General features: G+C 67.1%; 10 protein-coding genes. 7 read left to right on the top strand and 3 right to left on the bottom strand.

The window, feature by feature from the left end; all coding sequences use genetic code 11:
• Positions 1-6 precede the first annotated feature (6 nt).
• The 3 genes from QP166_RS10020 (at position 7) to QP166_RS10010 (ending at position 4,027) form a co-directional block, all read left to right on the top strand.
• Complete coding sequence (locus tag QP166_RS10020) at positions 7-1,776, top strand: DUF885 domain-containing protein (RefSeq protein ID WP_333915786.1); 1,770 nt, start codon at positions 7-9, stop codon at positions 1,774-1,776.
• A 107-nt stretch (positions 1,777-1,883) separates the two neighbouring features.
• Positions 1,884-3,254 (top strand): Gfo/Idh/MocA family protein, encoded by a 1,371-nt coding sequence (locus QP166_RS10015; RefSeq protein WP_333915785.1) that lies wholly within the window; start codon positions 1,884-1,886, stop codon positions 3,252-3,254.
• The gene (locus QP166_RS10010; RefSeq protein ID WP_333915784.1) at positions 3,251-4,027 is read left to right on the top strand and encodes a 3-keto-disaccharide hydrolase; all 777 of its coding nucleotides are present in this window, start codon (positions 3,251-3,253) and stop codon (positions 4,025-4,027) included. Before QP166_RS10015 ends, QP166_RS10010 begins: the two co-directional genes overlap by 4 nt.
• 65 nt (positions 4,028-4,092) lie before the next feature.
• Here the strand turns inward: QP166_RS10010 and QP166_RS10005 are convergent, their stop codons facing one another.
• Complete coding sequence (locus QP166_RS10005) at positions 4,093-4,665, bottom strand: DNA-3-methyladenine glycosylase (protein WP_333915783.1); 573 nt, start codon at positions 4,663-4,665, stop codon at positions 4,093-4,095.
• Positions 4,666-4,829: 164 nt separating this feature from the next.
• Between QP166_RS10005 and QP166_RS10000 the strand changes: the two genes are divergently transcribed.
• Positions 4,830-5,570: a D-alanyl-D-alanine carboxypeptidase family protein gene (locus QP166_RS10000; protein WP_333915782.1), complete on the top strand. Its 741-nt coding sequence runs from the start codon at positions 4,830-4,832 to the stop codon at positions 5,568-5,570.
• Here the strand turns inward: QP166_RS10000 and QP166_RS09995 are convergent.
• Positions 5,536-5,943 carry a response regulator transcription factor gene (locus QP166_RS09995; RefSeq protein WP_333915781.1) on the bottom strand — a complete coding sequence of 136 codons (408 nt, stop codon included), beginning with the start codon at positions 5,941-5,943 and terminating at the stop codon, positions 5,536-5,538. The genes QP166_RS10000 and QP166_RS09995 overlap by 35 nt on opposite strands.
• 113 nt (positions 5,944-6,056) lie before the next feature.
• Positions 6,057-6,533, bottom strand: coding sequence for a GAF domain-containing protein (locus tag QP166_RS09990; protein WP_333915780.1), 477 nt, complete (start codon positions 6,531-6,533; stop codon positions 6,057-6,059).
• Positions 6,534-6,807: 274 nt separating this feature from the next.
• Here QP166_RS09990 and QP166_RS09985 point away from each other — a divergent pair, with 274 nt between their 5' ends.
• The 3 genes from QP166_RS09985 (at position 6,808) to QP166_RS09975 (ending at position 10,924) form a co-directional block, all read left to right on the top strand.
• The gene (locus QP166_RS09985) at positions 6,808-8,874 is read left to right on the top strand and encodes a putative bifunctional diguanylate cyclase/phosphodiesterase (protein ID WP_333915779.1); all 2,067 of its coding nucleotides are present in this window, start codon (positions 6,808-6,810) and stop codon (positions 8,872-8,874) included.
• 167 nt (positions 8,875-9,041) lie between these two features.
• The gene (locus QP166_RS09980) at positions 9,042-10,175 is read left to right on the top strand and encodes a fumarylacetoacetate hydrolase family protein (RefSeq protein WP_443027203.1); all 1,134 of its coding nucleotides are present in this window, start codon (positions 9,042-9,044) and stop codon (positions 10,173-10,175) included.
• Positions 10,172-10,924, top strand: a complete 753-nt coding sequence (locus tag QP166_RS09975) for an SDR family NAD(P)-dependent oxidoreductase (protein ID WP_333915777.1) — start codon at positions 10,172-10,174, stop codon at positions 10,922-10,924. Before QP166_RS09980 ends, QP166_RS09975 begins: the two co-directional genes overlap by 4 nt.
• The last annotated feature ends 35 nt before the right edge of the window (positions 10,925-10,959 follow it).

Here is a 10,959-nt window from a genome sequence, read left to right as displayed (position 1 = left end):
GAAGGCATGACGATCACGCTTGCGCTGACGCTGTTGCTGGCCGTGCCCGCCGCGGTGCCGGCTACCACCCCGCCCACGGCAAACACCAAGGCGGTGCGCGCGAGCGACGCGGCGTTCCGTAAGCTGTCCGGGAGCGAATATGCGTGGCGGCGGACGCTGAATGGGCCGGACGAGGACGCACCCGCCAGCCAGAATGCGACCCTGCCGGATGTCGGCCCGGCGGCGCAGGCGGCGATGACGAAGCGCTGGACCGAGACGATGGCGGCGCTCGACCGGATCGATCCGGCGACGCTGTCGCCGCAGGCGCGCGACGACTACACCGTCTATCGCGGGCAGATCAGCGCGTTGCTCGCCGAGCAGCAATATCGCGAGTTCGAGAAGCCGCTGAACGCCGACACCAGTTTCTGGATGAGCATCGGCGGGATGGCGCGCGAGACCTATCGGGACGAGCCGGCGCTGCGCCGCTATCTGTCGCAGCTCGGCAGCCTGCCACGCTATTACGATCAGCAGATCGTCAATATGCGCGCCGGGCTGAAGCGTGGGTTCACGCCGCCCAAGGTGACGCTCGACGGGCGCGACAAGGGCGTGGCGGAGATCGTCGCCGCGGGTGCGGGGGAAGGCTCGCCATTCTACGCGCCGTTCAAGACGTTGCCCGCGTCGATCCCCGCCGACAAGCAGGCGGCGTTGCGCGCGGAGGCGAAGCGCGTGATCGCCTCCGCGGTGGTGCCCGCGCACCAGAAGCTGCAGGCATTCCTGCGCGACGAATATATCCCCAACGCGCGCAAGTCGCTGGCGGCGTACGATCTGCCTGACGGGCGGGCCTATTATCAGTCCAAGGTCCGCGAGTTCGTGACGCGCGACCTGACCCCCGAGCAGATCCATACGATCGGGCTTTCCGAGGTCGCCAAGATCCGCGCGCGGATGCTGGACGTGATGCGAGAGGTGAAATGGCAGAAGGACCTGCCGGCGTTCCTCGACTATCTGCGCACCGATCCGCAATTCTATGCCAAGACGCCGCAGGACCTGCTCAACCGCGCGGCCTGGATCGCCAAGACCTTCGACGGCAAGGCGGGCACCTATTTCGGGCGGCTGCCGCGGATGCGCTTCGCGATCAAGCCGGTCGCGCCCGACATTGCGCCATTCTACACCAGCGGGCGCGGCGGACCGGGGGTCTATCTGGTCAATACCTACGACCTGCCCTCGCGGGGGCTCTATTCGTTGCCGGCGCTGACCCTGCATGAAAGCGCGCCGGGGCACGCGTTCCAGATGCCGTTCGCGATGGAGCTGACCGACCTGCCGGCCTACCGCCGCGACGAATATATCTCGGCGTTCGGTGAGGGTTGGGCGCTGTATTGCGAGGCGCTGGGCGAGGACATGGGGATGTACGAGACGCCCTATGAGACGTTCGGGATGCTGTCGTACCAGATGTGGCGCGCGGCGCGGCTGGTGGTCGACACCGGCATTCACGCCAAGGGCTGGACGCGCGAGCAGGCGCAGAAGTACCTGCGCGACAACACCGCTTTGTCGAACCACGAAATCACCACCGAGGTCGATCGGTACATCGCATGGCCGGGGCAGGCGCTCAGCTATTATACGGGTGAGCTGGCGTTCCTCGATGCCAAGGCGAAGGCGCAGAAAGCGTTGGGCGGGAAGTTCGATATCCGCGCCTTCCACGATGCGATGCTCAGCCTGGGCTCGGTGCCGTTGCCGATGATCGACCAGCGCGTCGATCGCTTCATCAAGGATGGCGGGAAGGGGCCTTATCCGCTGCCGTGAGGTAAATGCTTCTCCCCTCCCCTGAAGGGGAGGGGAGAGTTCGCAATGGGTTGTGCTTGCTGTCCTTTCCGATCATCGTGCCGCCGACATAATCGGGAGAGGCATGGATGACGATCGACCGGCGAAGCTGGCTGGGCGGTGCCGCGGCGCTGGCGGCGGGGTTGGGCAGCACGCCCGTCTCGGCCGCTGCACGCACGCGGCGGCGCGGCGCGAACGACCGTGTCAACGTGGCGGTGATCGGCGCGGGCGGGATGGGGGCGTCGAACATGGCGAACCTGACGTCGCAGAACATCGTCGCGATGTGCGACGTCGACATGGCGCATGTCGCCAAGTCGGTCGCCGATCCGAAGCGCGCCGCGCTGAAGGCCGCGTATGACAAGGCCGAGAAGTACGGCGATTACCGGCGGATGCTCGACACGCGCAAGGATCTGGACGCGGTGGTGATCGCCGCGCCCGACCATCATCACGCAGTCGCGGCGAAATGGGCGATGCAGCGCGGGTTGCACGTCTATGTGCAGAAGCCGCTGACCTACACCGTGCGCGAGGGGCGCGTGCTCGCGGCGCTGGCCCGCGACAATGCCAAGCTGGTCACGCAGATGGGCAATCAGGGCCATTCGGGCGACGACGGGCGGCGCGCCGTCGAGATCCTGCGCGGCGGCGCGATCGGGCGCGTGCGCGAGGTGCAGGTGTGGACCAACCGTCCGATCTGGCCGCAGGGCGTCGCGCGGCCGGACGCGGTCGCGACACCGGCCTCGCTCGAATGGGATGCGTGGCGCGGGCCGGCGCCGGTCGATTGGGGCTACAACCCGATGTACGCGCATTTCAACTGGCGCGGCTGGACGCCGTTCGGAACCGGCGCGCTGGGCGACATGGGTGCGCATCTGGTCGACTTCCCGGTCTGGGCGCTGGAGCTGGGATTGCCGACGCGTGTCGAGACGCGGCACAGCGTGTGGGGTAATCCGAAGAACCCCGGCGACGGCAGCTATCCGCTGGCGACCGTGACCTATTTCGACTTCGGCAACGCCAAGGGCGGGCCGATCCGCATGACGTGGTATGACGGCGGGTTGATGCCGCCGAGTCCGCTGGGGATGCCGGCGGGCGCGCGGATGGATCCGGGCGGGGGCGTGCTCTACATCGGCGATCAGGGCATGTTGATGCACGAGACCTATGGCGAGAAACTAACGCTGATCGGTGACGGCGTCGCCGAGCGTGCGCAGGCGGTGGCGCAGTCGTTGCCGCGCATCCAGGGCGGCATGGGCGGCCATGAGATGAACTGGATCCGCGCGATCCGCGGGCAGGAGGCGATCTCCAGCCCGTTCGCGACCGCGGTGCCGCTGACCGAGACGATGCTGCTGGGCGTCGTGGCGCTGAAGGCCGGGCAGCCAATCGACTATGACGGGGCTGCGTCTCGGGTTACCAACGTCGCGGATGCGAACCGCTATCTGGATCGGGAGTATCGAAAGGGATGGGAGCTATGAAGGGTATCGTGCTGGGCAGCGGGCTGTTGCTCGCGGCGTCCGCAGGAGTCGCACAGACGCCGCAGGGCGATCCGAAGGCGACCGAACAATGGTCGCCCGCGGTGCCGGTGGTGACGCCGGGCGCGTTCGCGGGCTGGGCAGCGCCGTCGGATGCGGTGGTGCTGTTCGACGGCAAGAACCTCGACAAATGGTCGGCGGTCAACACCGGTGGCGCGGCCGGCTGGACGGTCGCGGACGGCGCGGTGACGGTGAAGAAGGGCACCGGCAATATCCAGACGAAGCAGACGTTCGGCAGCTACCAACTGCACCTCGAATATCGCATCCCTGCCAACATCACCGGTGAAGGGCAGGCGCGCGGCAACAGCGGGCTGTTCCTGGCGTCGACCGGCAAGGGCGACGACGGGTACGAGATGCAGATCATGGACAGCTACAACAACCAGACCTACGTCAACGGGCAGCTGGGCGCGATCTACAAGCAGACGCCGCCGCTCGCCAATCCGGCGCGCAAGCCCGGCGAATGGCAGACGGTCGACGTGACTTGGTCCGCACCGCAATTCGGTGCGGACGGGGCCGTGACGCGGCCGGCCTATGTCACCGCCTATATCAACGGCGTGTTGACGCAGAACCATACCGAGGTGCGCGGCGGGACGGTGTATATCGGCAAGCCGAAGTATGTCGCGCACGGGCGCGCGCCGATCAAGTTGCAGGACCACGGCGATCCGAGCCAGCCGATCAGCTATCGCAACATCTGGATCCGCGATCTGAAGGATTGAGCCGTTATCATCGATCCGGAACCCCGCTTCTTCCTGGCGACCAAATGAAGAAGCGGGGTCCCGGATCACGTTCGGGATGACGGGGTGGAGTTCGGTTCCCGGCGACTGAGCGATGGCGAGCCGGGGAGAACGAAGCGCCACGGCACGTCGGCGGCGCGGGTGATGCCGATCCGTGGGCCGGCGGTGATCGGTGGAGCAGTCATCCGATCGCGCCATGCGAACGGGAGCGCATCGAGCGGCGCGCCGTCGAGCGACAGGTCGACGCCCAACGCCTTGCACAGCCGCCCGGGGCCGGCGCACAGCATCGCCTCGGCTTGCGTCGTCGCCCGGCGAGCGCGCATCACCTCCACCCCCTCGGATGGCGCGAGCGCGCGGATCAGCACCGCCGCGCCATCGCCGCACGTGACGTTGAGGCAGTGATGCAGCCCGTAGATGCGATAGACATAGGCCGCGCCCGCCGCGCCGAACATCGTGGCGTTGCGCATGCCCGGGCCTGAGAAGCTGTGCGAGGCCGGGTCGTCGGCATCATAGGCTTCGGTTTCGACGATCATGCCGCCGACGCCGTCGATCGTCATCGTCACCCCGATCAGCGCGCGAGCCACGGTCACGACATCGCGCGCGAAGAAGCTGTGGTTCATCTTGCCGATATGGTGCCTCGCGATGGCGTGTGAACCGCGGCACGGCGTTGTCGTGGGCGCACCGAGCGGTTAGGCGTCGGCGCCATGTCAAATGTGTTGCGTATCGCGATGTCGGGGTTGGCGCTGTTCGCCGCCGCACCGACGATCGCCGCCCCCGCGCTCCGGTGTCCGAGATCGTGATCGATGCCGGCACCGGGCAAGTGCTGGAAGAGGACAATGCCGATCGCGAGCGCCCGCCTGCGTCGCTCGCCAAGATGATGACGCTGCTCCTCGCGTTCGAGGCGCTCGACGCCGGCACGCTGAAGCCGGGCACGCTGGTGACGATGAGCGCGGCGGCCGAGCGGCAGCAACCCTCGAAGCTGGGGTTGCGACGCGGGAGGACCATCCGCGTCGATGCGGCGCTGCGTGCGGTGGCGGTAATTTCCGCCAACGACATCGCGGTGGCGATCGGCGAGCGGCTGGCGGGAAGCGAGCGCAATTTCGTGACGCGGATGAACGCGCGCGCAGCCGAGATCGGCATGACGCACACGCGTTTCGGCAACGCGACGGGGCTCGCGCCGAGCGCCGGGCGCACCACCGCGCGCGACATTGCTACCCTCGCGCGGCACCTGATCCGCGACGAAGCCAGACATTACGCGCTGTTCAAGACGCGCACGATCACCTGGGAACGGCACGTGCGCCCCAATCACAACAAGTTGCTCGGCAAGGTCGAAGGGATGGACGGGCTGAAGACCGGCTATACCGTCGAGGCGGGATTTAATCTCGCCGCGTCGGCGCGGCGTGGGAGCAAGCGGATGATCGTCGTCGTCATGGGCGCTCCCACCAGCGCCGAGCGCGACCTGCTGGTCGCCAATCTGATGGAGGCCGGCTTTACCGAGCCGCGGCTGCGGCGTCCGCGCCGCTGACATCGGCGAGCAGCGCCGCGATCCGGTCGAGGAAGGTGGCGATCCGATCGGGCTTTGTCACGAAGACGTCGGCGCCGGCGGCGAGACAGGCGGACCGATCGCTGGCGCTGTTGAGGACGGTCAGCGCCATGACCGGAATGGCGCGGGTACGCTCGTCGCTCTTCAGCCCTTCGATCACGTCGAGCCCGCTGACGTTGGGCAGGCGGATGTCGACGATGATCGCCGCGGGACGAACCTCTTCGACCATTTGTTGAACGGTGCGTTCGTCGGCGAGAACATGCGGGTCATAGCCGCCGATCCGCAACCAGGAGGAGTAGAGCTTGCGATGACTGGCCGTATCCTCGACCAGCATGATGCGTTTTCGCTGCGGCACCCGTCCTCCGAGATCCTTTGCGGAGCAGTCCGCATTTTCATGCGCTTAGCTGCACGCGCTACCACCGCAAGCCGAAAGCGACACGAGCGTTGCAGTCTCGCCAAATCGGGTGATCAATTCGGCCGCGTGAAGATCCGCTCGGCTTCGCGGGCTAGCGCGCTCAGATCATAAAGGTCCGGCAATTGATGGTGGGGTTCGTGATCGACCACGCACAATGCGCCCAACGGATAGCCGGCACGATCGACCAGCGGAATGCCGACGTAAAAGCGGATGGGCGGCGAGCCAGTGACGAAGGGATTGCTCGCGAAGCGCGGGTCCAGCGCGGCATCGGGCACCACCATCGTTTCGCCCGGTCGCTGAATCGCCGTTGCACAGAAGGACAGCGCACGCGGCACCTCGTCGTCGACCGGACCGCGCTTGGCGATCATCCATTGGCGCGCGCGGTCCACCACCGAAATCGCGCCGATCGGCGTTTTCGCGATGTCCGCGGCGCGCTCGGCAATCCGCTGCAATCGCTCGTCCCAACGCTTCGACGGGAGATCGAGGCGATCTACCGCAGCCTGTCGTGCGGTCTCATCGACGGCGATCATCGATTCTCCCATGAGCATCCAGGTGCATCCATCTGTTAATGAGCCATTTTCTTAGCCGTCGCGAGCCGAGTCAAGCAACGGAGGCCCTGACCTTCGTTAATTCCCCGTACATCGACGCTTCTGTGTGCGACTTCGTTGATGCAGGTTGTTCGCATGGAGCGTGCTTCGCTCATAAACCAGTAATAATTCGTCGTGTACGTCGAACGACCGCGGAGGTTGTGTGCTACCGACATCCATATCGACTCGAGTTGCTGCTGCCTTCGGCGCCGTCCTGGTGCTGGGGCTGGCGTTGCTCGCGGGCGGGATGGTGCTCGGCCGCGCGATCTACGTCGAGAACGAGACGCTCGAACAGCTCACCAGATTGCTGCAGATGGAAGAGCGGCAGGACCAGTTGCAGCGACGATTGCGGTTGGGGGTCGGCGAGGTCACGCGCCTGGCCGAGCAGGGGCGCCCCGTATCGCCGGCGCAGTGGGTTTCGGTAAGTGGCGCACTTCGCGACTTCCACCACGGCAACGTGCATCTGTCGCCGCAGCTTACGGCACCCGACGATCTGGGTCCGGCGGTGCGGACCCGGCGGGCGGCGGAGGCCGAATTCGCGACATTGAGCTTGCACCTGCTCCAGGATGCGCGCGACGCGCCGGAGCGGATCTCGCGGCACATGCCGGGGTTCCTCGCGTCGCTGCGCAGGCTGGAGGCGTCGCGTTCGACCCTGCGCGGAACCTTGATCGAGCGGATCGATAGCGAACTGCGGCGCAGCGCCGGAGGTCTGGCCACCAACCTCAAGGGCGGGTTGATCGGCGCGATCGCGGTGCTTGGCGTGCTGCTGCTGTGTATGGCGTGGCTGCGCCGTCGCGTGATCCGGCCGTTGGTCGCGATCGCCGAGCGCGTCCGGCAGCTAAGCCACGGCGAGGACGCGGCGCTCGACGTACCGGGAACCAACCGCAGCGACGAGGTCGGCGATCTCGCGCGCGGAATCACCGATTATCGCAGCGCGGTGGAGGAGCGGCGTCGCGCCGAGCGGCGGGTCGAGTTCCTCGCGCATCACGACATGTTGACCGGGCTGCCCAATCGGCTGCTGTTCGAGGAGCAACTTGCGCAGAAACTGTTGCGTGCGCCGCGGACGGGCGAACGGCTGGCGGTGTTCGCGATCGACCTGGACGACTTCAAGTCGATCAACGATCGCTTCGGTCATGCCGGCGGCGATGCGGCGTTGCGGGCGGCGGCGCAATTGTTGAGCGCGTGCGTGCGCGCCAGCGACATGGTCGCGCGGCTGGGCGGCGACGAGTTCGCGATCGTCCAGATGGGCGGCGATCAACCGGCCGCTGCCGAGCTGTTGGTGCAGCGGATCCTGCGCGCCTGCGAGGCGACGGCGGGCGACCCCGTGCCGGTGCAGATGAGCATCGGGGTCGCGCTGTCCGGGGTCGAGCAGGAAGGCGAGGAGCTGTACAATCTCGCCGACATGGCGATGTATCGCGCCAAGGCGGAGGGGCGGCAAACCGCGCGCTTCTTCGACGATCAGTTCAAGGAAGAGGTGCGGCTGCGCTGGCGGCTGTCGCGCGATCTGGACGGCGCGGCCGAGCGCGGCGAGCTGTACCTCGCATTTCAGCCGATTGTCGATGCCGACACGTTGCAGGTGATCGGACAGGAGGCGCTGCTGCGCTGGGCGCACCCCGAGCTTGGCGACATTCGGCCCGACCAGTTCATCCCGCTGGCGGAGGCGAGCGGGCGTATCGATACGATCGGGCTGTGGATGGCGGATCAGGCGATGGCGGCGGCGAGCCGCTGGCCCGATCACATCACGCTCGCGCTGAACCTGTCGGCGATCCAGTTCCGGCAACCCGCGCTGGCGCACGAATTGCTGGCGCTGGCGCGACGTCATCGCCTTACGCCGACACGGCTTGAGTTCGAGGTCACCGAGAGTGCGACCCTGCTCGACAAGCGGCGGCAACCAGTCCTGACGGTCCTGCGTACCTTGCAGCATCATGGCGCGGCGATCGTCATGGACGATTTCGGGACAGGTTATTCCTCACTCGGCAATTTGCGTGACTTCCGGTTCGACAAGTTGAAGGTCGATCGCAGCTTCGTCGCGACGATGCTGGATCATGCGCCGTCGGGATCGATCGTGCGCAGCATCGCGGCGCTGGGGGCGAGCCTTGGCATCGCGATCGTCGCCGAAGGGGTTGAAGAAGCGGCGCAACTCGCGCGGTTGCGCGAATGGGGTATTCCGCAGGCGCAGGGATTTCTGATCGGTCGCCCGTCGCGCGAGGCGATCCACTGCGCCGATCCCGCGGCGATGCTCAGCGCGCGCCCCGTCGCGACGCAATGGGTGGCGCGCTCCTGAAGCCTGCCCATGTGCGCGGGTGACGCACCTGCGACCTATCTGCCGTTGACGTGCTTCGACGCGACGTTACCGATGATCGATGCACGCCGCGTTGTTGCGGCGGCCGCTTGACACGCTCGCAATTGCGGTGTTGTTAGCGCTATCAGACTGAGAAGGTGGAGGGGATGATGGCGCAGCTCAACGACGCGATTGCGTCGGGCTTGCCGCAGGATTGGCGTTCGGGACGGTTCGTGGGGCGCGCGGCGACTCCGGCCGGTCCGATCCCGCTGCTGGTGATCGCAGGTGAAGCCTTTGACATGTCGGCGGTTTCTCCGACCGTGTCGACGCTGGTCGAGGCAGGGGATTTGTCGGGGGCGGGCGGGCGGTCGCTCGGCGCGCTCGACGAGGCGGCGCTCGAACTCCTCAGCCCGGTTGACCTTCAGTGCGTCAAGGCGTGCGGCGTGACGTTTGCGGTGTCGGCGATCGAGCGGGTGATCGAGGAGCGGGCGCGTGGCGACTGGTCGGCGGCGGCGGAGATCCGCGGGCGGCTCGAGGCACGGATGGGCGGGTCGATCCGTTCGGTGGTGCCCGGCACGCCCGAGGCGGCCGAGCTGAAGCGCGCGCTGATCGAGGACGGACTTTGGTCGCAATATCTGGAGGTTGCGATCGGCCCGGATGCGGAGGTCTTCACCAAGGCACCCGTTTTGGCGACGGTCGGGGCGGGGGCCGAGATCGGTATCCGGTCCGACTCGCACTGGAACAACCCCGAGCCCGAGGTCGCGCTGCTGGTGAACAGCCGCGGCGAGGCGATCGGTGCGACGCTGGGCAACGACGTGAATTTGCGCGATTTCGAGGGGCGCTCGGCGCTGCTGCTCGGCAAGGCAAAGGACAATAACGCCTCCTGCTCGCTCGGGCCGCTGGTGCGGTTGTTCGACGACGGGTTCACGATCGACGACGTTCGTCACGCCGAGGTGCGGCTGAACATCCATGGCGAGGACGGTTATGACCTCGACGGGGTCAGCAACATGGCCGAAATCAGCCGCGATCCGCTCGACCTGGTGCGCCAGACGTTGTCGGAACACCAGTATCCGGACGGCTTCGTGCTGTTCCTGGGCACGTTGTTCGCGCCGGTGCAGGATCGCGACGAGCCGGGCCGCGGCTTCACGCACAAGGTCGGCGACGTCGTCACGATCGAAAGCGCGAAGCTGGGCCGGCTGGTCAATCGCGTCGTGACCTCGAAGGACGCCGCGCCGTGGACCGGCGGGATCGGCGCGCTGTTCCGCAACCTCGCCGGGCGCGGTCTGCTGGAACCGACCAAGTGAGCGGTCACGCCATCTATCCGTCGCTGTCGGGCAAGCGCGTCCTGATCACCGGCGGTGCGACCGGGATCGGTGCGGGGCTGGTCGAGGCGTTCGCCGCGCAAGGGGCGCATGTCGCGTTCGTGGATGTGGCGGAAGAGGCGGGGCAGGCGCTTGCCGACCGGCTGGGCGAACGGACGCATTTCAAGCGTTGCGACCTGACCGATGTCGCGGCGCTGCCGGGCACGATCGCGGCGCTGGTCGAGACGCTCGGCGGGCTCGACGTGCTCGTCAACAATGCCGCCAACGACGATCGCCATACGATCGCCGAGGTCACGCCGGCCTATTGGGACGAGCGGATGGCGGTGAACCTGCGGCATCTGTTCTTCGCCGCGCAGGCGGCGGTGCCGCACCTGAAAGCGGCGGGCGGCGGCGCGATCGTCAACTTCGGCTCGATCAGCTGGCACCTCGGACTCCCCGAGCTGGTGCTCTACCAGACCGCCAAGGCCGCGATCGAGGGGATGACGCGCAGCATGGCGCGCGATCTGGGGCGCGACAACATTCGCGTCACCACGATCGTGCCCGGCAACGTCCAGACCCCGCGGCAGGAGAAATGGTACACGCCCGAAGGCGAGGCGGAGATCGTCGCGGCGCAATGCCTGGACGGACGCATCCAGCCTGCCGACGTCGCGGCGCTGGCGCTGTTCCTCGCCTCCGACGATGCGCGGATGTGCACGGGGCACGAATATTTCGTCGATGCCGGGTGGCGCTGACCGGAGCGAGCCACGGCGTTAGATCACGAAGCAAA

The organism is Sphingomonas sp. LR60, assembly GCF_036855935.1.
GTDB lineage: Bacteria > Pseudomonadota > Alphaproteobacteria > Sphingomonadales > Sphingomonadaceae > Sphingomonas.
This window is presented reverse-complemented; position numbering and strand designations above follow the sequence as displayed.